At 39.4% G+C, this 24,667-nt stretch carries 23 protein-coding genes; 13 read left to right on the top strand and 10 right to left on the bottom strand.

Going from position 1 to position 24,667, the window contains the following annotated elements; translation table 11 throughout:
• Positions 1–25: 25 nt before the first annotated feature.
• A complete protein-coding gene (locus tag E0H82_RS06255; protein ID WP_228258631.1) occupies positions 26–1,486 on the bottom strand; it encodes a TolC family protein in 1,461 nt (486 codons plus the stop codon).
• A gap of 211 nt (positions 1,487–1,697) precedes the next feature.
• On the opposite strand from E0H82_RS06255, the gene E0H82_RS06250 reads away from it, so the two are divergent.
• On the top strand, positions 1,698–2,372 hold the full coding sequence (locus E0H82_RS06250) for a hypothetical protein (protein WP_131263844.1): 675 nt from the start codon (positions 1,698–1,700) through the stop codon (positions 2,370–2,372).
• Positions 2,373–2,492: 120 nt separating this feature from the next.
• Positions 2,493–3,572, top strand: a complete 1,080-nt coding sequence (gene serC / locus E0H82_RS06245; protein ID WP_131263843.1) for a 3-phosphoserine/phosphohydroxythreonine transaminase — start codon at positions 2,493–2,495, stop codon at positions 3,570–3,572.
• Positions 3,573–3,629: 57 nt separating this feature from the next.
• On the opposite strand, the gene E0H82_RS16530 is transcribed toward serC, so the two are convergent.
• Positions 3,630–3,770: a hypothetical protein gene (locus tag E0H82_RS16530; protein WP_165492926.1), complete on the bottom strand. Its 141-nt coding sequence runs from the start codon at positions 3,768–3,770 to the stop codon at positions 3,630–3,632.
• Positions 3,771–4,191: 421 nt separating this feature from the next.
• Complete coding sequence (locus E0H82_RS06240; protein ID WP_116759362.1) at positions 4,192–5,121, bottom strand: hypothetical protein; 930 nt, start codon at positions 5,119–5,121, stop codon at positions 4,192–4,194.
• Between the two features lie 284 nt (positions 5,122–5,405).
• On the opposite strand from E0H82_RS06240, the gene E0H82_RS06235 reads away from it, so the two are divergent.
• Both E0H82_RS06235 and E0H82_RS06230 read left to right on the top strand, forming a co-directional pair.
• Entirely contained in the window at positions 5,406–5,882 is a 477-nt protein-coding gene (locus tag E0H82_RS06235) for a YaiI/YqxD family protein (RefSeq protein WP_171304933.1), read from the top strand.
• Between the two features lie 12 nt (positions 5,883–5,894).
• On the top strand, positions 5,895–6,806 hold the full coding sequence (locus E0H82_RS06230) for a DMT family transporter (RefSeq protein WP_131263842.1): 912 nt from the start codon (positions 5,895–5,897) through the stop codon (positions 6,804–6,806).
• Between the two features lie 9 nt (positions 6,807–6,815).
• Here E0H82_RS06230 and E0H82_RS06225 read toward each other — a convergent pair whose 3' ends face one another.
• Positions 6,816–7,385, bottom strand: coding sequence for a PilZ domain-containing protein (locus tag E0H82_RS06225; RefSeq protein WP_131263841.1), 570 nt, complete (start codon positions 7,383–7,385; stop codon positions 6,816–6,818).
• Between the two features lie 25 nt (positions 7,386–7,410).
• On the opposite strand from E0H82_RS06225, the gene E0H82_RS06220 reads away from it, so the two are divergent.
• The 3 genes from E0H82_RS06220 (at position 7,411) to E0H82_RS06210 (ending at position 11,817) form a co-directional block, all read left to right on the top strand.
• Positions 7,411–8,646: a lipoprotein-releasing ABC transporter permease subunit gene (locus tag E0H82_RS06220; protein ID WP_131263840.1), complete on the top strand. Its 1,236-nt coding sequence runs from the start codon at positions 7,411–7,413 to the stop codon at positions 8,644–8,646.
• Complete coding sequence (gene lolD / locus E0H82_RS06215; protein WP_131263839.1) at positions 8,639–9,325, top strand: lipoprotein-releasing ABC transporter ATP-binding protein LolD; 687 nt, start codon at positions 8,639–8,641, stop codon at positions 9,323–9,325. The genes E0H82_RS06220 and lolD overlap by 8 nt, the downstream gene beginning before the upstream one ends.
• Before the next feature lie 83 nt (positions 9,326–9,408).
• Positions 9,409–11,817: a DNA internalization-related competence protein ComEC/Rec2 gene (locus tag E0H82_RS06210; protein ID WP_131263838.1), complete on the top strand. Its 2,409-nt coding sequence runs from the start codon at positions 9,409–9,411 to the stop codon at positions 11,815–11,817.
• Here the strand turns inward: E0H82_RS06210 and E0H82_RS06205 are convergent.
• Complete coding sequence (locus E0H82_RS06205; protein WP_131263837.1) at positions 11,747–12,754, bottom strand: lysophospholipid acyltransferase family protein; 1,008 nt, start codon at positions 12,752–12,754, stop codon at positions 11,747–11,749. The genes E0H82_RS06210 and E0H82_RS06205 overlap by 71 nt on opposite strands.
• Positions 12,755–12,884: 130 nt before the next feature.
• Here E0H82_RS06205 and sppA point away from each other — a divergent pair, with 130 nt between their 5' ends.
• A complete protein-coding gene (gene sppA, locus E0H82_RS06200) occupies positions 12,885–13,910 on the top strand; it encodes a signal peptide peptidase SppA (protein WP_131263836.1) in 1,026 nt (341 codons plus the stop codon).
• A complete protein-coding gene (locus E0H82_RS06195; protein WP_131263835.1) occupies positions 13,907–14,701 on the top strand; it encodes an alpha/beta fold hydrolase in 795 nt (264 codons plus the stop codon). Before sppA ends, E0H82_RS06195 begins: the two co-directional genes overlap by 4 nt.
• Positions 14,702–14,756: 55 nt before the next feature.
• Here the strand turns inward: E0H82_RS06195 and purN are convergent, their stop codons facing one another.
• The gene (purN, locus tag E0H82_RS06190; RefSeq protein ID WP_131263834.1) at positions 14,757–15,389 is read right to left on the bottom strand and encodes a phosphoribosylglycinamide formyltransferase; all 633 of its coding nucleotides are present in this window, start codon (positions 15,387–15,389) and stop codon (positions 14,757–14,759) included.
• Positions 15,386–16,456 carry a phosphoribosylformylglycinamidine cyclo-ligase gene (gene purM, locus E0H82_RS06185; RefSeq protein WP_116759343.1) on the bottom strand — a complete coding sequence of 357 codons (1,071 nt, stop codon included), beginning with the start codon at positions 16,454–16,456 and terminating at the stop codon, positions 15,386–15,388. The genes purN and purM overlap by 4 nt, the downstream gene beginning before the upstream one ends.
• A gap of 134 nt (positions 16,457–16,590) precedes the next feature.
• Here purM and cxpE point away from each other — a divergent pair, with 134 nt between their 5' ends.
• From cxpE to E0H82_RS06165, 4 genes are all read left to right on the top strand, one after another.
• Entirely contained in the window at positions 16,591–17,799 is a 1,209-nt protein-coding gene (gene cxpE, locus E0H82_RS06180) for a chloramphenicol efflux transporter CxpE (RefSeq protein ID WP_131263833.1), read from the top strand.
• A 24-nt stretch (positions 17,800–17,823) separates the two neighbouring features.
• Positions 17,824–18,528, top strand: a complete 705-nt coding sequence (gene hda / locus E0H82_RS06175; protein WP_131263832.1) for a DnaA regulatory inactivator Hda — start codon at positions 17,824–17,826, stop codon at positions 18,526–18,528.
• Between the two features lie 361 nt (positions 18,529–18,889).
• A complete protein-coding gene (rbtA, locus tag E0H82_RS06170; RefSeq protein ID WP_131263831.1) occupies positions 18,890–20,710 on the top strand; it encodes a rhombotarget A in 1,821 nt (606 codons plus the stop codon).
• Between the two features lie 15 nt (positions 20,711–20,725).
• Positions 20,726–23,140: a CSLREA domain-containing protein gene (locus E0H82_RS06165; RefSeq protein WP_131263830.1), complete on the top strand. Its 2,415-nt coding sequence runs from the start codon at positions 20,726–20,728 to the stop codon at positions 23,138–23,140.
• A gap of 134 nt (positions 23,141–23,274) precedes the next feature.
• On the opposite strand, the gene E0H82_RS06160 is transcribed toward E0H82_RS06165, so the two are convergent.
• From E0H82_RS06160 to E0H82_RS06150, 3 genes are read right to left on the bottom strand one after another with little or no spacing between them, the layout of a single operon-like run.
• A complete protein-coding gene (locus E0H82_RS06160; protein WP_131263829.1) occupies positions 23,275–23,679 on the bottom strand; it encodes a DUF3106 domain-containing protein in 405 nt (134 codons plus the stop codon).
• On the bottom strand, positions 23,669–23,989 hold the full coding sequence (locus E0H82_RS06155) for a hypothetical protein (RefSeq protein WP_131263828.1): 321 nt from the start codon (positions 23,987–23,989) through the stop codon (positions 23,669–23,671). The genes E0H82_RS06160 and E0H82_RS06155 overlap by 11 nt, the downstream gene beginning before the upstream one ends.
• Positions 23,986–24,600 carry an RNA polymerase sigma factor gene (locus E0H82_RS06150; protein ID WP_131263883.1) on the bottom strand — a complete coding sequence of 205 codons (615 nt, stop codon included), beginning with the start codon at positions 24,598–24,600 and terminating at the stop codon, positions 23,986–23,988. The genes E0H82_RS06155 and E0H82_RS06150 overlap by 4 nt, the downstream gene beginning before the upstream one ends.
• Between the last annotated feature and the right edge of the window lie 67 nt (positions 24,601–24,667).

Below are 24,667 nucleotides of genomic sequence, written 5' to 3'. Positions count from 1 at the left end.
GATGCATGTGGTTTCCCCATTAAAGTTAACGAATAAATTGCGTATTTTTTTGATTTACGTAGCTTTGAAACTCAGCAATCGAACCATGGCTTTGTAGTAAAGTGGCTAATGACATGACGTATTTATACGCATTCAGTGCCATTTCAGATTTCAACGCGGTCATGGCATTTTGAGCATCGATCACTTGAGTGGCTGTGCCCATATCTTCTTTGAAAGAAAGTGTTTGAATGCGTAAATTTTCTTGTGTGGCTAACATGTTTTGTTGCAGTAGAGCATGGCTTTGTTGAGCGGTTTCAAGCTCGCTATATGATTTATAAATCATATTTTCTATTTCTTGTTTAGTACGCTGAGTAGTGAGCTGTAGAGCGTATCTTTGTAACTCAGCAGCTTGTATATTTTTTTGTTTGTCGATGCCTGAAAATAAATTGTACTGAGCTGCAACGCCAACAATCCAATTTTGATGTTCATCTAAGCCGTATTCACCGAATGCAAATACAGTCGGTTTTTTGGCGGCCGATTCTGCTTTCACTTTTACCCCAGCAAGTTCAGTATCTTTTTGCAGTTTTTGAACCAGAGAGGATTGTTCTGGATAACTCGTTAATAATTGATGAATAGAATGATTTTTTGCTGTATTGACAAAAAGAGGCGTGCTTAATTCTGTTATTTCACTGCTTTGCAGGAGATTATTCAATTGAAATAAACTGGCTTGTAGGTTGGCTTGGGCATTTTGTGCTAAACGTTCAGCATTGTTTTTAGCAACTTCAAATTGCATACGTTGCCCTTTGCTTATAAAGCCTTGTTGTTCTAATTTCAGTGCATTTCGATAATGGCTTTGCATTGCTTGAGCATTAAAACGACTTGCCGCTAATAATTGTGTTTGTAGCTGCGAGTTAAAATAAGCCTGAATAATTTCGAAACGCTGAAGGTCTTGTTGCTGTTTATTATTGATAACGCTGCGTTCGGACTGAATTTTTGCCATTTGTTTGGCGTTAGTGGTCAGTCCGCCAGTATATAAAGGCATGAATACTGAAACGGTCGGGCGTATAACTTGGTCATCCAAATTGATCGTCGTCTCATTGGGAATTAATCCAACGCCACGATCAATGACGTTGCCGACACCATCTTTCAATGTATCGGTTATGTCATTGGGTATTCCACTATTATTTTGCCATTGATCAATTTGATTATTTATACCCTGAGTCAGGGTATTATCTAAATTGTTTTTTAAGGAATTTAGCGGCACATCCACTGCATTATGAAAGGCATAAGCACGAACATTTAAATCAATACGCGGCAGTCCGAGACCTTTCACTGCTTCGGCTTGCAGTTGTGCGGATTGTTGTAAGGCTTGAGCAGCTTGAGTGCTATAGGATTGAGTCAGTATGCTTTGTTCAGCTTCTATATAGCTGATCGATTTTGCATAACTTGGATGAAGAAATAACGCACTCGCACATAAGCAAATAAAACCAGGAAAAACGGGATTCATCCTAAGCGTTAATTTTCTTGATTTTAATTGAAAACGCTGTGGCATTAATCAAACTCGCATTGTCGTTGTAATGAATTATACAGATGTTTATTTTATTGGTGTAAACGCGCGCGTTTACATTTTGAGTGCTGCTCACGCTAGACTCATTTTTCTATAAATATATAATACGATAAATTTAAACTTTAAAAAAATTACATAGATAAAAATAGTAATGACTGAATATGTTCCCAATTTGCAAGTGCAGGCATCAATACAATTAGAGCAGATGAGTATTCATCATGCGTTAGATTTATTTTATCAAAACAATGGTTTTGCCCCGATCCAAGCCGAACAAGAGCCTTGTACTGTTCATGTTTATAATGGTTGCTTACTTGTACCGCTTCCAAATATTGCAGTAAGACATAAATATCTAAAATATCATGACTTACACCATATTTTAACAGGTTATAGTGTCGGTAGAATTGGTGAGGGAGAGGTCAGTGCTTGGGAGTTAGGAACGGGTTCTATGTTGAATCATCCCATACTTGGCATCATGAATTTAATAGCACTTTCGACGGGTTTTTTCTTAAAACCACAACAAATGTGGTTGGCATTTCAGCGTGGGGTGTTTAGCCAAAATTTGTATGCTCAATCTACACGTCACTGGATTGATGTACATAGTGAAACATTATTGAAAGATTTAAAAGCACGACATCTTGCTGAACCGAAAAAGAATAAAATTCAGGTATGGCGTTATGTGGAGTTTGGCTGTTATTTAATGGTAGCAATGTTGATTCATGCAATTGTGGTAATTCCAGCATTAATTGTGCGTATAGTCAGTTACTTAGTGGCTGGTGAATCTTTCATTAAAGCCATTCAACCTAAAAAAAGAACTGATCTTTATTGATGTTTTGACTTTAAATACCCGATTGCATTGAAATATTTTCAGGATAATTTACTGCAAGCCTGAGCAAGATATGATTAAATGCCATCATTTTATTGTGTTTCACCTCTGAAAGGAAAAATCATGCGCGCGTACAATTTCTGTGCTGGTCCTGCTGCATTACCTACTGCCGTTTTAGAAAAAGCTCAACAAGAGATGTTGGATTGGCATGGCAAGGGATTGTCCATTATGGAAATGAGCCACCGTAGCAAAGACTATGTTGCGGTTGCAGAAAAAGCAGAAGCTGACTTACGTAAGCTCATGAACATTCCTGAAAATTACAAAGTTTTGTTTTTACAGGGTGGAGCATCATTACAGTTTTCTGCCATTCCTTTAAACTTGTTAGGTAAAAATAATAAAGCTGACTATATCCATACAGGTATTTGGTCTGAAAAAGCATTGCAAGAAGCGCAACGTTATGGCGATATTCATGTTGTAGAAGCTGGAACAAAAATTGACGGCAAACTTGCCATCACGCCACAAAGTCAATGGAATTTATCAGCCGATGCTGCTTATGTGCATTATGCAGATAATGAAACGATTGGGGGTTTGCAATTTGCGGGTATTCCAGAAACAGATAAACCATTGGTCTCTGATTTGTCATCAAGCATATTATCTGCACCGTTAGATGTGTCTAAATTCGGTTTGATTTATGCTGGTGCACAAAAAAATATTGGTCCAGCAGGTTTAACACTGGTCATTATTCGTGAAGATTTATTGGATCAGGCGAAGCCAGAAATTCCAAGTTTGCTAAAATACTCAGCGCAAGCTAAAAACGATTCTATGGTAAATACCCCATCGACTTATGCATGGTATTTATCTGGTTTGGTATTTGAATGGTTACTTGAAAATGGTGGTGTAGATGCCATGCATCAAGTGAATCTACAAAAAGCCCAATTACTTTATGGCTATATTGATGCAAGTGACTTCTATGCAAATCCAATTGTAGAAGCTAACCGTTCAATCATGAATGTACCATTTACTTTGGCAAATCCTGACTTAGAAAAGTTATTCCTGAAAGAAGCTGAAGAAAACCACTTGTTGAATTTGGCAGGTCACCGCTCTGTCGGAGGCATGCGTGCAAGTATTTATAATGCTGTTCCTTTAGAAGGGGTGCAAGCATTGGTTAACTTTATGGATGACTTCGCAAAACGTAATGGTTAATCCCAATATGCAAAAACCCATCTGAATAAGATGGGTTTTTTTATTTTAAGCGTAAAATTAAAGAATAAAGTGGTGCAGAATATAAGCCGATGACATCATGCCAAAAATAAAAAAAATGCATGACATCATATCAAGTGGGTAGCGTTGTTCAAGTTGTGTTTCAACGCGCTGTAAATTTTCTTCTTGTACGATTTTCATAGATATTTCATTCCGATCTATATTATCGTTAAATCCTATTGCTTGTTCATATTATAAGCATAAAAAATTGACTAAATAAAGTACTAATTGGCATTAATTCGCAAATCCGTCATATTTAAAACTTAAATAAATCATCCATATTAGATAAATCGTATATTAAATGAATATTATAATAACTCTATGTTTTAATTTATCTTTTTATTTTAATTTGAATGAATAGGTAAATAAATTTAAAACTGTGGATAACTCAGCTTTATTTGAATTTAAAAAAGAATCTTAAAATAAAAAATGTGGATAAAATATAAGTAGAAATATGAGACTATGCTTTTGATGAGAATAAATACGAAAGAACGGAATACAGATCGTCATTGAGCAATGATGCTTTGTATTCCGTTCTTTTAACGCTATCTTAATGAAAAAACTAATTTTTTGAGTGAATACTCACTTGAACCCAAATATTGCCACGAATGTATTGACCAATATTAAAATGTTTATATTGATCATCTTTGGTCGCAATACGAATCAGCGTGGCTTCTTGGTTTTCATCATGAATGAGCGTGACATCATAGAGTGTATATTCTTGTCCCATAAATTGTAGGCTGGTTTTGCCAACAATATTACCTTGGAACCAAGCTTCATCTTCCTGCCCCATTTTTTCGCCATACAAATAAGCAACCATTTTGGAGAAATCTACTGTGACAGGTGCTTTGTCATCTTCACACTTAGGTTCCCAAGCATCGATTTGTTCTTGTAGGTTGGCTGGTGCAATGCCATCATTGGCTGCAAGAATATCGTTCAAGGCACGATGGTGCTTAATTGAAGCTGGATCATCTACAACCAGTTGCTCATGTTCAGAAACTGCTTCTAATTCATAGGCCCATGCATTTAATTGGACTAAGTACGTTTGATCTTTTTGGTATTGATCATGGTTCACGCTATAGAGGCTATCAAAGGCATAGACAATGCTGTTGTCACCTAAATTTAAACGCAGTACCGCTTGAGTATTGGATTCACAGGTAATAATACGCTCAATTGAGGCTTTGACTTTGTAGGGGCTTTCAAAACTTGGAAAAGCAGTTTTAACCGCTTTAGGTTTGTTGTTTTCCACTGCAATGACTTGGCATAGTTGTACTTTTTCTTTGCTCGGACCTTGAATCAGCCATACAGATGCATCCATATCACATTCTTCACGGCAAAGTCCCATCGGCATAATGGGTGCATCAAGTGCCAGACCTAACCATTTGGGAACTTCAGTGGTTGGATTTTCTGTCAGCAGATTCCAATGCTCTACATGGCTACCGAAGTTTTGATCTTCGATGCTGATCATTTCTGGTCTGTTTTGATTTTTCATAAGCACAATTTTGAATGTTCAGTGGCTTTAATCTATTAATCGAGGGTGATTTGAAGATTTCAAGTCTATCTGAATGAAAATAAGGATAAAAATATAAACTAAGTGATGAATCTGGACTGAGAAGGGAAAGCATGTTGTATATTTGTGATTATCCTGATTTTAAATAAACGATTTGTTTTCATTTACTTTTTTAATAATATTATACTTTTCAAGTATATTTAAAATGAACAGCAGAGTAATGCTTGGCTTTTTGCTACACTGAGTGGAATTTTTTAATATCGTAGATGCCTGTGCTGCCTTTTAAACTTTGGGTTGATGCCGATGCATTACCAAAAATTTTACGTGAAGTCATTTTACGTGCTTCAGATCGCTATCAGTTAGAAGTAACCTTTGTTGCCAATCAAAACGTGGGGATTACGCCTTCTGTCCGTATTAACTCCATACAAGTGATGAGTGGTGCAGATGCTGCCGATCAAGAAATTGTGTCGCGTATGCAAGCCAATGACATTGTGGTGACACAAGATATTCCTTTGGCGGCTCAGGTGATTGAGAACGGGGGAATTGCGATTCATCCTCGGGGTGAAATTTATACGACGGCTAATGTCAAAGCACGCTTACATTTACGTGATTTTATGGACACCTTGCGAGGGGCGGGCGTACAAACTGGCGGACCACCACCAATTTCAGAGCGTGATAAACGCGAATTTTCGAGCAGTCTTGATCAAACTATTCAAAAGCAAAAGCGCAAAACAAGCGTTTAAGTGGAATTGACTATGCCATCCAAAGCCAATTTGGCGTCTACTTATGCATTATTGGTATTCATTTGGGCAACAACGCCTTTAGCCATTGTATGGAGTGTTTCTGATTTACATTTAATGTGGGCTTTGGTGTTGCGCTTTTTTATTGCATTGCCGTTGGCTTTAGGACTGGTTTATGTTCTTAAAGTTCATCTGCCCTTTGATCGCATGAGCTTACAAAGCTATTTCGCAGGTGCCGCGAGTTTTATTGGTTCGCAAATTTTTACGTATATGGCGACCCAATATTTATCATCGGGGATGATTGCCTTAATGTTTGGCCTAGCTCCCATTATGGCGGGGCTGATAGGTCGCTTTGCTTTTCAGCAGCATTTACATCGTCTGCAATGGATGGGCATGACCATTTCGGTGTCAGGTTTAGCGATTATTTGCTTTACAGGCAGCCAGCAGCATGTACATCCGATTGGTATTCTATTGATGCTGATGAGCGTATTTATTTATGCTTTATCGATGTTCTGGGTTAAAAAAGTTAATGCGCCCATTAATCCGATTGCACAAGCAGCAGGATCGATTCTGATTTCAAGTATTGCGGCAGCGTGTTTGATTCCTTTCATTTGGCAGTATGCACCCACGCATATGCCACAAATGAAATCGGTGTTGGCATTGTTGTATACCGTGATCATGGCATCCCTGATTGCAATGTTTTGTTATTTTAAATTGGTCCAAAACTTACAACCGACCACAATTTCATTAACCACCGTCATGACGCCAATTTTAGCGATGTTGATTGGGGCAATACTGAATCAGGAAATGTTGTCATTCATGGTTTTTGTGGGGGCGGGTATTTTATTGTTCGGTTTATTTATCTATTTTTATCGAGATTTAAAAGCGAGCAAAGAACTCGCTCTTAAATTAAAGCGAACCAGATAGTCCATGAGTCTAGTCGTGAGATTGTTCAAAGCTGACACATTCAGCCAGTTTGACTCGATCTTGCGGATGTAGGGTAATAAAATATGCACCTGTACGGTATTTTCCTTTCCCTTCATCACGGCTATATACCACTTGCGCAGTCGCAGCAATATGAAAGAAGTTTTCAGGATGACTTAAGGTAACATGGATATAAGTACCTTCCTGAATTTCACGATCACTATGAAAACTAAATCCGCTCTCTGAAAAATTGACATGTTCGGGTACAGGTAACATGGACTGTACAATTGCATCGTATAAAGACCCTGTAATCAGGTTTAATTTTTGATTGAATAAGGATAATATTCGAGCAATTTGTTGATCTTTTTCAGTTAATTGTTCTAATTCGTAGTTTAATGCCAGATCAAATTGATCTAATTCTGCGAGTAGTAGAAAATAGCGGGGCAAGACAAAATTTGGATCGTAAGGATCATTAAGAGCAACATCATCAGAAATAATCTGATAATTAATTCGCAAGGCAGCATCGATACGTGACATAACGCGACGTTCCGCTGAGGCGCTTTGATGCTGTAAATTTTCCATAATGTATTACCTCGGACTAGATGGTATGTTTAAACCAATCTCGCTGTACATCGGGCTAAGATATACTCGCGCACGGCGTAGCAACCACTTTATTTCTTTTATTGCTCTGGTTTCAATGATCGGTCTCACATTAGGTGTGGCTGTCCTCATTACAGTTTTATCTGTGATGAATGGATTTGACCGAGAATTGAAAAACCGTGTACTGGGCATGATACCTCAAGCCACTGTTTCATCAACACAAATTTTAACAGATTGGCCCGAACTTGCAAAAAAAGTTGAACAGCATGAGCATGTTAAAGGTGTTGCACCCTTTACGCAGTTGCAGGGTATGATCACTGCCCATGGTCAGGTTTCTGGTCTTATGGTGACAGGTATTGAGCCAAAATACGAGAAAAAAGTCTCGATTATTCAAGACCACATGGTCGAAGGTAATATTGATCAATTAAAAAAAGGTGAGTTTGGTATCGTTTTAGGCAAGCAGTTAACGGATGCGTTGGGCTTGGGTTTGAATGATAGTGTTACTTTGGTCTTGCCGGAAGCGACCCCTTCACCAGCAGGTGTGGTACCACGTTTCAAGCGGTTTAAAATTGTCGGTATTTTTAGTATTGGTGCGGAAGTCGACTCCATGATGGGTTATATCGCACTAAATGATGCTTCAACGCTTCTTCGCCTACCCGATGGTGCACAAGGGATTCGCTTAAAGCTGGATGATATTTTTGCTGCCCCACAAGTGAGTAATGATATTGTACGCGAATTGCCTGGTAACTATTACGCTTCTGATTGGACGTATACGCATGGTAATTTGTTCAGTGCGATTCAGATGGAAAAGGCAATGGTCAGCCTGCTGTTGTTCCTAATTGTTTTGGTTGCAGCATTTAATATTGTCTCTTCACTGGTGATGGTGGTGACTGACAAGAAAGCGGATATTGCGATTTTGCGAACTCTCGGTGCTTCACCTGCCACTATTACTAAGATTTTTATGGTGCAGGGTACCGTTATTGGGGTCATTGGTACTGTAGCCGGTGCCGTTTTAGGTATTATTTTGGCGACAGGAATCAGTGGTTTTATTGACTGGGTGAATACGACACTCGGTTTACATTTATTTGATGCCTATTTCATTAACTACTTACCATCCTATTTAAGATGGCAAGATGTGGTGATTATTGTCGGTCTTTCTTTAATTTTAAGTTTCTTAGCGACGATTTACCCAGCGTTACGTGCTGCTAAAATTCAACCTGCGGAGGCTTTACGTTATGAGTAACGTGGTATTAGAAGCCAAAAATGTGGTCAAACATTTTACGGATGGCAAATCAACGGTTGAAGTGATTAAAGGCTTATCTTTAAAAGTCCATGCTGGTGAGTTTATTTCAATTGTTGGGTCAAGTGGTTCGGGTAAAAGTACCTTGCTGCATGTATTGGGTGGATTAGATCGTCCAACAGAAGGACAAGTCTGGCTCAATGATCGTCGCTTCGACCATATGGGGGAGGCAGAGCGGGGGTATTTACGGAATCAGCATCTTGGTTTTGTTTATCAATTTCATCATTTATTGCCTGAATTTTCGGCTTTAGAGAATGTTGCGATGCCCTTAATGTTGCGTGAAGGGACGAATTATAAAGATGTCAAAGCACAGGCAGAATATTTATTAAACCGTGTTGGGCTATCGCATCGTTTAACGCATAAGCCAGGCGAATTGTCTGGTGGCGAACGCCAACGTGTCGCGCTTGCACGTGCATTGGTGGCAAAACCAGCTTTAATGATGGCGGATGAGCCTACAGGTAATTTAGATCGGAAAACTGCGGTTAAAATTTTTGAATTACTCAGCGATTTACGTCAAGAATTTAACATGGCAATGTTAATTGTGACTCATGATGAGCAATTGGCACAAACGGCAGATTCTATTTTGCATATGCAAGATGGGCTTTGGGCGGACTCTCAATAAAATTTAAATTATTCTGTTGTACTTGAAGCCCACCTCGGTGGGCTTTATGATGTGCGGCACTCATAAAAACAATATGAAAAATAATGATGTATTACGTACTGATCGCTTGGATTCTGGGTATTGCAGGAATGGGGGAAGTTTGGGCGTTCACAGGTCAAACTTGTGTTTTATTGGCAATTGTTTGGCTGATTGTTCAAGGTCTTCTCTTTAAGTTTCCACAATTCAATTTGCACTTGATTCAATTCATACAGCGAAGTTTGTTGTGCTTGCTTAGTTTTAATTTGGCTTATTTATATGCAGACAGTGCGTTAACACAGCGCCTATATTTACGTGAATTGACTGTAAAACCTGCCGAAGTGATTGTGCACGTAAAATCATTGAATCAGCTTCAATCCAACCATATTCAACAACAGATTGTTGTACTGAATGATCGAAAGCAACCTGTGAAATGGTTAGCTTATATCCATCCATCATCGGACACTTCGCTCGAATTGGGGCAATATTATCGATTGCATGGAAAAGTTTTACCCGCACATAGTTATGCGATTGCAGGTGCTTTTGATCAAGAAAAATGGTTTTTACAGCAGAACATCATGTCTGCATTTCAAGTGCAAAGCGCAGAAAAGCTAACCGAGCAACAGCTTTATGCTATGGGGTTGATGTCCTATGTAAGGCAGCAGCAGCGGATGGTTGCAAAAATACTATTGGCTATTGAGCAGCAAAGATTAACTTTGCGAAATACATTACAAAAGCAATCATTACATCATTCAGGGTTACTTTTGGCTTTGTTAACGGGCGACCAAAGTTTATTAAGTCCCGAAGTGGAAGAACTATTTAAACGTATGGGACTGAGTCATTTATTGGCAATTTCTGGCCCCCATGTTTTGATTTTTGCAGCAATGTTGTGTTGGATGATTCATCGGTTGATTATCCGTTTTGCACCAAGTTGGTATTTGCATTATCCCAGACCCTATTTATTGGCGATTCCATTTTGTATGGGAGTATTACTGTATAGCGCTTTTGTTGGGTTTGAAATTCCTGCATTAAGAACGCTGTTAACTAGTTGTATTCTTGCTGTATTGATTTTATTGAGATTCAAATTACAAGCCTTGCAAGTACTCCTCCTCAGTGCTGCAATTCTACTATTTTTAGATCCATTTAGTATTCTGTCCGCTGCCTTTTGGTTGTCTTATTGCGCCTGTTTAGTCTTGTTAAGAATTTATCAAACCCTACAACAGCAGCCCGAGCAATTAACGCTAACGCGCTATGCACAGCTTAAATTATATATAGGCATATTGTTTGAATCGCAATGGAAAATATTTTTAGCGCTATTGCCATTAATGTTGATCTTTTTTCAACAGGTGGTCTGGATTGCACCTTTCAGCAATCTGCTGGCGTTACCGTGGTTGAGTCTCCTTGTTGTTCCATTAAGCATTATTGCAACCTTGTGTTTGTGGGTTATTCCTCCATTAGGAATTCTGTTATTTAAATTGAATGATCTTGGTGTGTCTTTTTTACTTTCAATCTTAAATACTGGCGATCAGATATTTGGTTCAACGGTACAAAATATTGCCATGAACTGGACCGTGATGTTTGGGCTGATTCTCGGGTTGATTATTTTATTTCTACCTCGGGGAGTCGTGCCCAAAAGTTGGAGTATTGTCTGCTTTTTACCAATTTTTATACTGGATGAATCACAACATCCCTTTGAATTACAAATTCTAGACGTTGGGCAAGGGCAAGCCGTTTTCTTACAAAATCATGATCAGCAGATGATGATTGATATGGGTGGTCATTATGATGAGCAAAAATTTAGTGTAGGACAGCAACTCATCCGTCCTTTTTTAAATAGCCGAGGCATATCTGATCTAGATCAGTTGGTATTGACTCATTTAGATCAGGATCATAGCGGCGCCTATTTTTCTTTACGTTCTAGTTTGCCTATTCAAACGATTTACAGTAATGAGCAGGTTCAAGTAATGCCTGAATCTCAATTCCACTATTGTCATTCAGGGCAAGTATGGCAATTAGATGGTGTTAAGATTCAGGTGTTATCACCACAACAGCAGCAATTAACTGAAGTGCCTAACAATCAAAATGAACTTTCTTGTGTGCTCTATATTCAAGTGCAAAATGCTCAACCCTATGCCAATTTTTTACTTATGGGGGATGCTGGATGGGAGGCAGAGTATCAGATTCTAAAGGGCTATCCAGATCTAAAAGTAGATGTTCTGGTTTTAGGTCATCATGGCAGTAAAAATAGTTCGGCTTATGGTTTTCTACAACAACTGAAACCTAAAGTTGCGATTGCCTCTGCTGGATTTAATAACCGTTATGGGCATCCGAGTCAGCTGACACAACAGCGATTAAAGGAGCTCAACATTCCACTTTATAGCACAGCCAATAAGGGCAGTGTTCAATTTATTCAGACTCAGGATCAAACAATGCAATTGCATTTTTATCGTGATCAGCAGCGTTGGCTGAGTCGCTAGTCTGCTGTTGTCTAACTTCGGTAACCAGCTGCATGGCTTGTTCATGAGGAAGATTATATAGATTGCGTAGTGCAGGATTCGCTTTAAAGCGCTTATAGCTCCAATGATAATGTTCAGGAAAACGTTGAATCAGGTTTTCAATTTCATGATGAATGATTCGTGTACCATCATTTGCCGTACCCTGGTAAATTTCATCAGAGATTCGTTCTATATACATGTCAAAGCCATGTGCATCATTACGAATTGTATAAAGTAACAACGCTTTAGCTTTGGTTTTTTGAATCAGTTTTGCACTTAAGTTACTAGACTCTAAGGGTAAGCCAAACAACGGGATAAGTTCCCCACCAACATTGGGAGTGTGGTCAGGTAAGATAACGGTCGTTCCACCTTGTTTTAAGGCTTTAAAAATTTGTCGCACACCCGTTTCATCGGTCGGAACCAGATGCGCTTTTTCTCGGCTACGTGCACTGCGCACAAAATTATCCGCTGATGGGTTTTTGACAGGTTTGTATAAAATCGTCATTTGGGTGAATTGTGCAAGCCAAGCGTTCATGACTTCCCATGTTCCAAAATGTGGAACAATTAATACCACGCCTTTTTGTTCGACAAGCGCATCATGTAAATATTGCTCTCCAGTAATTGAATGAATACGTGAAATATTTTTCTGACTTTCAGATCCCCAAATGCTAAAGAACTCGAAATAAGAGATGAGTTCATTTCGAATGGCTTGTTGAGTGATCTGTTCACGCTGGCTATCACTGAGTTTGGGTAAGGCAATTTCAAGATTTAGACGAATTGTTTGTGATGTTTTAGAAATTTTTAATACGTTCACTAAACCCGCGAGTGAACGGGCAATCATTCGAGAAATTTGAATAGGTTGTCGACTTACAAATTGGAGTAAACGATCAGTCATTGTTTTTGGAATTTTATCAGTCATTGCCTAAAAATTATGGGGATAAGAAATATAAAACAGTAATTATTATAGGCGAAAATACAGGGTTTAAATAGTTTATTGCGTCTGCATGTATATAATGAGAGTAATTTTATTCATTATTGGATCATCTTAAATGTCCGATTGGCCACCTAAACCACAAAACGAAAGTCAAACAACACAACAAAATTTAGAAAAGCATGCTGGAAAAGAATGGAAAATTCTTGAGAAAGCTGTATTAGCTTCGGTTGAAGAGCAACGCCGTGCACGTCGTTGGAGTATTTTCTTCAAGCTACTGACCTTTGCTTATCTTCTCTTTATTTTGGTAATTTTAGGTAAAAGCTGTAGCACTGCCCCTACAGATGTCAGTTCGACTACAGGTTCACATATTGCGGTGGTTGATATTATTGGCACAATTGCCGCAGATAAACAGAGTGTGAATAGCGAAGATACCATCAAATCTTTGAAGAAAGCATTTGAGAACAACAATACTAAAGCTGTTGTCTTAAATATCAACTCACCAGGGGGTTCTCCTGTTCAGTCAGATGAAATTTGGCAAGAAATCCAATATTTAAAACAACAGCATAAAGATAAAAAACTGTATGCCATTATTGGTGATACGGGTGCATCGGGTGCTTATTATATTGCTTCAGCAGCAGATGAAATTATTGTTAATCCATCGAGTTTGGTCGGCTCTATTGGGGTAATCATGCCGAATTATGGCGTGAATGGCCTCATGCAAAAATTAGGGGTAGAAGACCGCACCATGACTTCAGGTGAGAACAAAGCCATTTTATCAATGACGCAACCTGTTGATACTGCACAGAAGGCACATGTACAAGCCGTATTAGACAATGTACATGATCACTTTATTGCGGCGGTTAAAAAAGGTCGTGGTAATAAATTGAAATCGCAAGATCCTGCAATTTTCTCCGGATTGTTCTGGACGGGCGAACAAGCGGTGAAGCTAGGGATTGCTGACCGTACAGGTAGTCTAAATAGCTTGAAACGTGAATTGAAAATCGATAAAACAGTGGACTATACCGTTCAATATAATCCATTGGATTCTGTTCTGGGGCGTATGGGAAGCTCAATCGGGCAAGGTTTTGCCACTTCACTTTCTCAACAGGTTCAAGCTGAGCAAACGACAAAACTACAATGAAGCCATTAATCCATTTTGCGCACGCCAATGGCGTACCATCTAAAGTCTATGAGAAGCTGTTTAATCTACTTCGAGATGACTACGATATTGTGTATGTACCTTTGATTGGGACGGATCAACGTTATCCGATCACGAACCATTGGCCACGCTTGGTGGATCAACTGACTGACAGTATTGTACGGCAAGCACATGGGCGACCCGTGATCGGGCTTGGTCATTCACTGGGTTCAGTGTTAACGATGATGGCAGCTTATAAGCGTCCTGAATTATTTCAGCAAGTGATTATGCTCGATCCACCACTGATTATGGGCAAGGCATCTTTGCTGTTTCATACGGCAAAGCTATTCAAACCAAAGTGGGTTGATCAAATTACTCCTGCGGGATTAAGTAGTCGTCGACGTGATCATTGGAATTCCCGTGAGCAGGCAGGTGAAATACTCAGACCTAAAAGCTTATATCAAAGATTTGATTCCGAGTGTTTTCAAGCTTACTTAGATCATGCTTTAACCGAAGATATGGAACGGGGAGGAGTTACCTTGACCATTCCAAAAGTAGCGGAAGTTGCGATATTTCGAAACACACCGTCTTGGTGGTGGTTGCCAATGTCTAAGCCGCAAGTACCGATGCATTTGGTTGTTGGAGATCAAAGCGAGTTCTTAAAACGTGGTTTTCCGCAAGTTGCTAAGAAAAAAGTGGGTATTCCCTATAGCGTAGTGGAGGGTGGGCACATGTTTCCATTAGAGCATCCAGAAGCTACGGTAGAATTCATAAAAAAACTGATTCAACAATAAAGCAGAATCCAAAAAAATGCATCCGAGGATGCATTTTTTATTTGAACGATTTTATTTATAGTTTGCAAAATTGAATCGGTGCATCTAACGGTTGATTTCGATAGAGAACAGTATTGGCATTCTGATATTGCAGTGCACCTGTACAAATCCACTCTACGACTTGAGGATAGATTAGGTGCTCAAGTTCATGCACGCGTTGCGCCAATTGTTCAACCTGATCCTGATGACCAACTTTCAATACGCCTTGTGCAAGTGAATGACCTGCATCTAACTCAGCTGTCACATAGTGTACTGTACAGCCATGATAGACATCACCAGTATTTAATACGCGTTGGTGCGTATGCATACCTTTGTAATGAGGCAACAGAGAAGGGTGAATGTTGAGCATTTTCCCTTCCCATGCATGGACAAATTTGGCGCTCAGAATACGCATGAAACCTGCCAATACTACTAAATCAATATTCCAATCCAATAACTGTTGATGCATCGCATCATCAAATATTTCACGAGTTGGATATTGCTTGTGCTCAATGACAGCAGTCTGAATGCCTGCTTGCTGAGCACGTTTTAGCGCATACGCTTCAGGCTTGTTGCAAATAACACCTACAATTTGCCCTGATAGACGGGCGTCTATCAGCGCTTGTAAGTTACTGCCACTTCCTGAAACAAGGACAGCAATTTTCATTATGCAAAGATTACGCGGACTTTCTCGTCAGCGCCTTCAACAGATTCGGCATTGTCTACGATGTGACCCATAGCCCATGCTTTTTCACCTTGTTCGGTTAAAAGTGCAATGGTTTTATCAGCATCGTTTGCATCAACAGCAATGACCATACCTACGCCACAGTTAAATGTACGGTACATCTCGAACTGTTCAACACCACCTTCTTTTTGAAGGAGTTTGAACAATTCTGGCCATTCCCAAGAAGATTCATTAATAATCGCTTGAGCACCATTTGGTAGTACGCGAGGTAAATTACCCGGTAAACCACCACCAGTGATGTGTGCCATTGCATGTACGTCAACTTGTTTGCAAAGTTCTAGAAGCGGTTTTACATAAATACGCGTTGGTTCCATTGCTGTATCAGCAAGTGGGCGACCATCTACAATTTGAGTAAGATCTACGTTTTTCACGTCTAAGATTTTGCGAAGCAGAGAGTAGCCATTTGAATGAGCACCGCTTGATGCAACACCAATTAAGATATCGCCAGCTTTTACTTTAGAGCCATCAATGATTTTGCTTTGCTCAACTACACCTACACAGAAACCTGCAAGGTCATAATCTTCGCCTTCATACATGCCTGGCATTTCAGCAGTTTCACCACCAACCAATGCACAGCCAGCAAGCTCACAGCCTTTACCAATACCTGTTACAACATCAGCAGCAACATCAACATTTAAGTGACCTGTTGCATAGTAGTCAAGGAAGAATAAAGGTTCTGCACCACACACTAAAAGGTCGTTTACGCACATTGCAACTAAGTCTTGACCAATCGTGTCATGACGGTTTAAGTTCAAAGCTAAACGTAATTTTGTACCTACACCATCTGTGCCAGATACAAGAACAGGCTCTTCATAGCCTTTAGGAATTTTACATAGTGCGCCAAAGCCACCTAATCCGCCCATCACTTCAGGGCGAGTTGTACGCTTAGCGACAGATTTGATTCGATCGACAAGTGCGTCGCCCGCTTCAATATCGACACCTGCATCTTTATAGCTTAAACCAGTGTTTGGGGTAGAAGTTGAGTTGCTCATAGTGAAGTCTCCGCATTTGCGCGGGGATTATAACCTGAATAAACGAAATTCTTATGTTATTTATGCTCTAAAATGCTATCTTTACTTAAATATTTTACTTTTTATAACGATTAAATCGAAAAAGGCGGGTCTATATGGTCGATCGAACCTTACGGCGCATTTTTATTATTACGGGTATCGTACTTATTTTATGGGTATTGTATTTATTAAAGCCAGTTGTACTCCCATTTATTGTCGCTTTTTTAGTCGCTTATTTGTTTAATCCGTTGGTGGAAAAATTTCATCAGATTGGATTACCACGCTGGTTGTCTATTAGCATTGTATTTATTGGAATTGGTGTTGTTTTAACTTTAGCAATTTCTTATTTAGTGCCTTTGATTTGGCAGCAGTTAATGTATGCCAAAAGTAGTATTCCAGCAGGAATTCATTGGCTGAATGATACCTTTTTACCTTGGTTGTCGCGTACTTTTAATTTAGTGCAGATGGAAATTGATAAACATCAATTGTCTACGGTAGTCATGGATTATATTCAGACCAACTATAGTGCGGACAGTCTACAAACCATGGCACTGAAAATTGCCCAATCTGGACTGAGTTTTATTCAAGTGGGTGGGACCGTTGTTCTTATTCCAATTATTGCTTTTTACTTTTTGTTAGATTGGGAGCGTATGCTAGACAGTATGCGCCGCCTCATACCGCGTCCTTACGAAGAATCGACCTTAAAAATTGTGAGTGAATGTCACAGCGTACTGGGCGCATTTGTAAAGGGTCAGTTTTTGGTGATGTTGTTGCTCGGCATAGTTTATGCGGTTGGTTTGCAATTAATTGGACTAGAAGTTGGACTGATTATTGGTATGGTGGCAGGTTTGGCCAGTATTATTCCTTATCTAGGCTTTGGTGTTGGAATTATCGCGGCTGTGATTGCGACATTTTTCCAGTTTGGTCTTGATTGGATGCAACTGGCTTTGGTTGCTGTAGTCTTTATGATTGGTCAAGCCGTAGAGGGTTACATTCTGCAACCATTTTTGTTGGGGGATAAGATTGGTCTGTCACCCGTCGCTGTGGTTTTTGCGGTATTGGCAGGTGCTCAATTGGCAGGATTCCTAGGAATGTTAATTGCATTGCCTGTGGCTGCGGTGATTGTTGTGTTGCTTAAACATGCACGAGAATGGTATGAGCAGAGTCAATTGTATGGTACACAAGCAGTTGTGACTTCCTTTGCTGAAACTAATTCTATTAGTATAGAAACTTCGCAAATGGACATTGATATTGAAATTAAAGACCAAACCTCGAAAGATCAGCACACTGATGAGAAATCGAGTAACATTGAACCCAAAACATAAAGCGTATAAGGCTTAATCACGAATATGCGTCAACTGCAATTAGATATTGAACCCCAACTCGATGCCCGAATCAGTGATTTCTCTGGTCCAGGTTGGGGTCACGTCATTGATGCAATTCGTCAGTTACATGCAGGTTTAATGAATCGATTTTATGTGTATGGTGGTGCTGGAACAGGCAAAAGCCATTTACTTTCTGCGATTTGTGATTCTTATTTGGATGTGGGTAAATCAGCAATAAAGGTTTCTTTATTAGAACTGCTGGATGCACCTACAGAGGCGATTACCTCTTTAGAACGCTATGATTTAGTAGCACTTGATGATATCGAAGCGATTTGTGGTGTCCCGCATTGGCAAAAAGCAGTCTTTCATCTGATTAATTATAATAATGAAGTTGGCGGACAACTGGTTTTTTCTTCTCGCTTTGCACCAATTGAATTGAAATTAGAACTGCCAGATTTACAGTCCCGATTAACCCAAGCGGTGAGTGTCAAAGTTCCGACTGGAAGTTTATATGCAGATCGACAAATCTTGGTAAGTTCAGTGCTTGGCCGACGTGGCATTCATATCGATCAGCAAATTATTGATTATCTACTGTTGCATGGCCCACAGCAGGCTTCGATACTTTTACAAACTTTAGAGCAATTAATTCAATTGCTTAAAGGCGAAAAAACTAAATTGAGTCATGCCACTTTAAGACAGATTTATGCTTTGATCGATGAATATCAATAACAGATAAAAGCGCTTGAGTAATTTAAAAAGCTGTGACAAAGTACTGATAAATTCGCATCGCAGGGATTTGCGAGCATAGAAAAATAATAGAAATGTACGTTAAGGAGAACAGGATGCTGCCAATCAGCATGAAGCCTCAGTGTGTCCAACCCAATTCAAATCTTACCTTAGCCCAGAAAACATACAGTGTGATTGTGCTGTAGTTGCTTTAATGCCCAAAGAATTTGGCAATTTAGTCAATTTTATTTGTATTGGCATCTTTTAGGCTGTACAGCAAAAGGACTGCAATCAGATTGCATTGAAATTTTTTAGAAGGTGCAATCTAGAAAAACAAGATAATTAAAAAATTAAGGAGAGATGTATGCTCAAGCAGAGCATTGGTGTGGGAGTGTTATGTCTAGCTGGGCATGCTTATAGTGCAAATATTAGTGTTACCACCACTGAAGATATTGTAAAAGATGATAAAGAATGTTCATTGCGAGAGGCGGTGCATTATATCAATCAAGAGATGCCTAAAGAAGGATATTTTGGCTGTGGTGGGGAAGATGCAAGTCCTGTCATTTTATTAGAAAAGCAGAAAGTTTATAAACTCAATTCACACTTAAACATTCAACGTGAATTAACCATTAAAACCAATTATGACGTTGATTTTAATGAGACGCCTGTTTTAGGTAAAAATAATGCTGTGCTACAAATGCAAGCGAAAGACAATATTCTACGCATTGATGATGGTTCACAAGAGAAGCTACTGAGTGTCGTGCTGTATGAAGTAAGTCTACAAGGTTGTGGTCAGGTTCAATGTACTCAACAAGGTGGACTGATTTACAACAATGAATATCTACAATTAAGTTATGCAGCATTATCTGGGGGATATGCTGCTCAAGGTGGGGCAATTTATAATGTAGGTAATTCAACAATAGAGAATACGACGGACAGTTTAGTTGTCATTCAGAATAGTTTGTTTGAGAAAAATTATGCCAATGAAGGTGCAGTTTTATTTACCCAGCGTCCAGCCTATAAAATTTTAAATAGTGTCATTCGAAATAATGAGACAGCAAGTACCACATCGGCGAGTATTTATTCATCGTTATTATTTAATACAGATCAGTTGCCTACCTCTATATTAAATGTCGCTAACTTTATTAAGAACAGTACTTTTTTACAGAATAAAGGTTACTTGCTGAATTTACGTGATGGTATTGGCTTAAATAACCTGACCATGATTGGGAACGCGCAAGGTATCCAATTTGTTGCTCCTCAGGGCAAAGCTTTTTTGGCGAATAGTATTTTGGTGGGGAATCCGTATCCGATTACAAATCAGCAGGATTGTAAATTTGAGTCTGGTGATCAAAGCATTTTACAGAATAATTTAGTGTCGGCGATGTGTGGACAAGGATTAGCCGAGTATCCAAATGATATTTGGACTCAAACGGCTTTAGTTGCAGGAAGTGCACTTGAAGGAAAATGTAACAGTGCAAATTTAGATCGGCAAAGTTTAGTCTGTCCGTTTAATCAGGGAACTAGTAACTTTTTAGGTTACTTTAAGCCGCGCTTATTGGTGTCTTATCAAAACTTGAGTGATTCTTTAATCGTTAATCAGGGCAAACAAGCTACAGGTTCTGACACTGCACTGGTTGAATGTGAATCAAGTGATCAGCGGGGGCAGGTGCGTGATTCAAATAATGTCCTGTGTGACCGTGGTGCTGTTGAGTTGGTGTTCCCAACAACAATCGCGTTAATCGGGGATGATATCAATTACGGTGAAGTTGCGAAAATGTCGGTTGCCGATTTGCTGGGTGATGGAGAGCTTTTACCGAAAGACCAATGTGAAGCCTTATTGGGGGCAAATCCAGCGGGTGGTGCTTGGCAAGATGGATGCTTACAGGTTGTTCCAACAATTACTCAGCCTAAAGGGACTTTAACCATAGATGAGGAAGGAAACATTCAGTACAAGCCGAATGGGAACTGGCATGGTGCTGATATTTTCAAGATTCGCTTAGTCACAACAACCACACGATTCAATGATTCTCAAAACCCTTATTTAGAGATAAAAGTGCAAGTCTCTCAGGCACCAGCTGGACAAATGGAAAGCAGTAAGGTGAAAACTTCGGGCGGGAGTGCAGGGGTATTTAGTTTATTCGGTTTATTGGGACTGATTGGATTACGTCGTTACAAGAAATAGGCAAGGGATTTGACCGTGAAAAATTATAAAAAAGGTTTACTGACATTAATGGTGCTTTCTGCGATGTCATTGATGGCAGCAGAAGATACATTTATTCATGTCACTACGTTTGATGATGAAGATGGTGACAACTTAAATCAATGTTCTTTACGCGAAGCTATTAAAACGGCAGCCGATAATAAAGCTTTTGGTGGATGTAATGCAGGTGATACGCGTCTAGGGCAAAAAGATCGGATTCAGTTAAAAGAGGGAATCTATATACTGAAGCGTGAATTAGTACCACAATCGGTGATTGAGATTTATGGTGCTGAGCCGCTTGATTATTCCAAGAAGCATGTATTAACAAATACGTATCCTGCTACGACAGCAATTAAAACAACCATCAGTGGCGAAAATCAAACGCGCATATTGAATAGTTCTTTGTCCAAATATGGCGTTTCATTTAAAAACTTAACGTTGGCGAATGCGGTAAGTACGGGATTGGGTGGAGCTATTTATGCTGGTGCGGATATTAATTTGTCCAATGTTGCTATTATCAACTCACGTGCGGCACAAGGTGGTGCAATTTACCTTGATGGTAACATCGCGTTGACTATTGATCATGGTTTAATACAAGGTAACCAAGCAGGACAGGGCAGCGTTCTGGCGATGACCTGCCAAAACAACTTGTTATTTACCAAGCCCACAATTTCCATTCAAAATAGCAGTATTGTTGCCAATGGCGCGGCAAATAATCAGAGTATGTTGGATCTTTGTGGTGAAGCATCGACTTTACTGCAAACCAATACGATTGCCAAAAATCAGGCAAATATCAGTACAGGGGCAATTATTAAAAATGTCTCATCTAATGTTGGGCCGGCAAATTTAAGTGAAAATAGCACGCTGACACTACTCAGTAATACGATTGTTGAGAATAATGCAGCCAGTACGCTGCTTTATGATCAATTGGGCAGTAAAAATATTTCATTTAATGTGCTGGCTTATAATTCAGGGCAGTCATGCCGTTATGCTTTGAATAACGGGAATGTGGCTGATGCAAAACTCAATATGGTGGCAATGAATAACGCCCTTCAATTGGCTACAGTTACAGGACAATGCAATCTGCCGAAAATCGCTTATGAAAGTAATGTTTCAGGAACCAATACCAATATTGATGTCAGTAATATTTCGATGGCAACATTACTGACTGCGTATACGGGACCAAATGCCAATACAGAATATCTACCGCTGTACTACCCAAGAGATAATCAGACCGCGAATGATCTGGTGAATTTGAATGCGATAGGGTGCAGTGATGTTGATCAACGCGGATTTAGTCGCATTACGGATGCAACGCTAATTCTTAATCCAAGTATGAAAAATACCTGTGATATTGGCTCGGTTGAGCTGATGCGCTTAACTGCGGCAGATATTATTAATTTAAAGAATTTGTCCTATTCGCAGATGATCGCGGACTATCAGCAAGCGATTGATTTATATCAAGCACGTATAGATGATAAATCGACGGATGTGAAATATTTGACGCAATATCAAGCTGAGTTGACTGCTTTTAAAGACTTGAAGAGCAATACTGAAAAATATGCCAAGTATCGTGCGATTTATATTGACCCGTTTGCACTTGCATTGCCTGATGAACAATGGGTGAATAATGAATCACAGGTTAAGGCATTAAATGCAGAAAACTATACGATTAATACCCAAGTATTGGGTGTGGGGCATTATTCTGGTGAAGGCAGTAGCTTTCAATTTATTGGCGACCAAGATCCGAAGTTGAAATGTGAGTGGGTGCCAGAACTTAAACGAATTATGTTTTATCGCCTAGATGATAGTATTTCTACTATTGGTGAGAATGCTTTATGTACTTACAGCATCACCTCGAAAACAGATGCGACTAAAACAACATCTGGCTTATTAAGTGCGAGTTTTACCAATATTTCCCCAATTGCAAAAGAAGATACTTATCGCTTGCAATATGGATCTAGCCAGAAAATTTCCTTGCACCCACTAGAAAATGATTTTGATGATGATGGTCCAAAAGGCAGTATTGCTGGACTGAATAAAGCCGACTTTTATCATAATGAAGCAGGTCAGGAGTTGGCAATTCGCTTGGATAGTTTACCCAGCGCGATGATGGTCGACCCATCAGTTCCGAATGGGCCATGTCCTGGAAGTGCAATGCGAGATACCTGTTATTCGAGCGATTTAGTGGTGCAGGTAAAAAATAATTACAGCCCATTCGACCAGATTATGGAATATACCGTATTTGATGCCGAAGGTTTGGCTTCAAATCGAGCAAAAATTTATTTAAATAATACGGCTAAGAATACAGTCACATCTGGTGGCGGCGGCGGTTCAACTGGGTGGTTGAGTTTACTGGGTTTATTGGGCTTAGGTTTGTATCGCCGTCATAGTCAAACGAAAAAGCATTAAGCAAAGCGGAAACATTAACCTCATTGAGTAACGATGAGGTTAATGTTTAAAGATGAAATAGAAATATAAAAAGCCAATCTTATTTATTATAGATTGGCTTTTTATATGGCAATTTTTATCGGTATAAGCTGTTGTTATTGCTGTTCAGTGGTGTGATGTAGGTATTTGTTCATATACTCTTCACGTATGCTAATGCGTTCTTCTGGTGTGGCTTTTTGCATACGTGCACGTAAATCATTACGTTCTTGACTGCTCATTTGCTGCCAAGTTTCACGCATTTTCTGTTTCTCTTGTTCAGGTAACTGCGTGAACCAGTCCATACGCTGTTGTAAGCTGCTACTTTGTTCATCTGGAATTTCTTTGAGAGATTGATAGCGTTTGATTAATGCACGCTGTTCTTGCTCAGAAAGTGTTTCCCATGTTTCGGCCACTTGTGTATTGGCATCTTTAGAAAAAATCCAAAAACGTTCAAAACCTGCAAAACTTGTTTGCAAGAAGCCGAGTGCACAAAAAGCAAAAGCTAAACGTCTAGCTGCCATGTGGAACTTTGTCCTCACCTAAAACCATTAACATTTCCAAATCTTCAACCATTTGCGGAGAGAGTTTTGGTGTTACAACAACTTGATTTTGTGGTTTTGCAGACATATCGACAGCATTGGGTAAAACCACAATTCCTGCAATTGCTGCGGCTAAAGCAAACCCAGTCATTTTGAAATAGGCAAAGCGTGATGATTTTTGCTGCTGAATATGATCCAGTACATGATTCATCACTACAGGTTTTGCCTTATGTTGCTGAGCAAGACCATCAAGTTTGGAAGTAACTTGTTTTAAGAAATCATCTTGTTTCATTCAGATGACCCTCCCGAATATGGATTCAAATGCGATAACGCAGATCGCAAACCTTGAATCGCGCGATGATAATGTGTTTTTACACTGCCTTCACTACAATTCATAATTTGAGCAGTCGTTTGCGTGTCAAATCCTTCCCAAGCCCGAAGCATAAATGCTTGCTGTTGACGAACTGGCAGTTGCCGAATCGCAGCTTGAATTTCTTCAATAGTGACTGCCTGATCCAGAAACTCTAGTGGGCTAGGAGTTGTTTCATCAATAACATCCTGAATTTCTAGATCATCTTCATCTAGACTCACCTTTTTAAACAATGAAAAAGGCTGAGAACGACGAGCTTCTTTACGACGCCAATCTTGCAGTTTGTTATTTAAAATGGTGTAAAACAGGGGATACCATTCTTCAGTCGACTTCTCTGAATAGGATTTATGCAAAGAAATAAAGGCTTCTTGGACCAGATCCATTGCGATGCCTTGTTGTCCTTTCGTTGCATTTTCCATCATTACAAGTGCGCGTCCAGTTACGTCTTGCATAAAATTCTTTAGACGTTGTTCAGCCGTACTTTTTAAAGCACTTAAATTTTCGGACTGAGACTGTTTCGGCGCTAAATCCATAGAGATGGAAAACCCTGTCATTGGATTATCACCATTATTTCCAATACATATCCTTAATAACGTTGGA

This window comes from Acinetobacter sp. ANC 4910 (assembly GCF_004331035.1).
Taxonomy (GTDB): domain Bacteria; phylum Pseudomonadota; class Gammaproteobacteria; order Pseudomonadales; family Moraxellaceae; genus Acinetobacter.
Note: the sequence above shows the minus strand (reverse complement) of the source record. Positions and strands in the feature narration are given on the sequence as shown.

What these genes read in the sequence shown, in the direction of transcription:
- E0H82_RS06255 (WP_228258631.1), bottom strand. Translation starts at nt 1,486, where the DNA reads ATGAATCCCGTTTTTCCTGGTTTTATTTGCTTATGTGCGAGTGCGTTA.
- E0H82_RS06250 (WP_131263844.1), top strand. Translation starts at nt 1,698, where the DNA reads ATGACTGAATATGTTCCCAATTTGCAAGTGCAGGCATCAATACAATTA.
- serC (WP_131263843.1), top strand. Translation starts at nt 2,493, where the DNA reads ATGCGCGCGTACAATTTCTGTGCTGGTCCTGCTGCATTACCTACTGCC.
- E0H82_RS16530 (WP_165492926.1), bottom strand. Translation starts at nt 3,770, where the DNA reads ATGAAAATCGTACAAGAAGAAAATTTACAGCGCGTTGAAACACAACTT.
- E0H82_RS06240 (WP_116759362.1), bottom strand. Translation starts at nt 5,121, where the DNA reads ATGAAAAATCAAAACAGACCAGAAATGATCAGCATCGAAGATCAAAAC.
- E0H82_RS06235 (WP_171304933.1), top strand. Translation starts at nt 5,406, where the DNA reads ATGCCTGTGCTGCCTTTTAAACTTTGGGTTGATGCCGATGCATTACCA.
- E0H82_RS06230 (WP_131263842.1), top strand. Translation starts at nt 5,895, where the DNA reads ATGCCATCCAAAGCCAATTTGGCGTCTACTTATGCATTATTGGTATTC.
- E0H82_RS06225 (WP_131263841.1), bottom strand. Translation starts at nt 7,385, where the DNA reads ATGGAAAATTTACAGCATCAAAGCGCCTCAGCGGAACGTCGCGTTATG.
- E0H82_RS06220 (WP_131263840.1), top strand. Translation starts at nt 7,411, where the DNA reads ATGTTTAAACCAATCTCGCTGTACATCGGGCTAAGATATACTCGCGCA.
- lolD (WP_131263839.1), top strand. Translation starts at nt 8,639, where the DNA reads ATGAGTAACGTGGTATTAGAAGCCAAAAATGTGGTCAAACATTTTACG.
- E0H82_RS06210 (WP_131263838.1), top strand. Translation starts at nt 9,409, where the DNA reads ATGATGTATTACGTACTGATCGCTTGGATTCTGGGTATTGCAGGAATG.
- E0H82_RS06205 (WP_131263837.1), bottom strand. Translation starts at nt 12,754, where the DNA reads ATGACTGATAAAATTCCAAAAACAATGACTGATCGTTTACTCCAATTT.
- sppA (WP_131263836.1), top strand. Translation starts at nt 12,885, where the DNA reads ATGTCCGATTGGCCACCTAAACCACAAAACGAAAGTCAAACAACACAA.
- E0H82_RS06195 (WP_131263835.1), top strand. Translation starts at nt 13,907, where the DNA reads ATGAAGCCATTAATCCATTTTGCGCACGCCAATGGCGTACCATCTAAA.
- purM (WP_116759343.1), bottom strand. Translation starts at nt 16,456, where the DNA reads ATGAGCAACTCAACTTCTACCCCAAACACTGGTTTAAGCTATAAAGAT.
- cxpE (WP_131263833.1), top strand. Translation starts at nt 16,591, where the DNA reads ATGGTCGATCGAACCTTACGGCGCATTTTTATTATTACGGGTATCGTA.
- hda (WP_131263832.1), top strand. Translation starts at nt 17,824, where the DNA reads ATGCGTCAACTGCAATTAGATATTGAACCCCAACTCGATGCCCGAATC.
- rbtA (WP_131263831.1), top strand. Translation starts at nt 18,890, where the DNA reads ATGCTCAAGCAGAGCATTGGTGTGGGAGTGTTATGTCTAGCTGGGCAT.
- E0H82_RS06160 (WP_131263829.1), bottom strand. Translation starts at nt 23,679, where the DNA reads ATGGCAGCTAGACGTTTAGCTTTTGCTTTTTGTGCACTCGGCTTCTTG.
- E0H82_RS06155 (WP_131263828.1), bottom strand. Translation starts at nt 23,989, where the DNA reads ATGAAACAAGATGATTTCTTAAAACAAGTTACTTCCAAACTTGATGGT.
- E0H82_RS06150 (WP_131263883.1), bottom strand. Translation starts at nt 24,600, where the DNA reads ATGGATTTAGCGCCGAAACAGTCTCAGTCCGAAAATTTAAGTGCTTTA.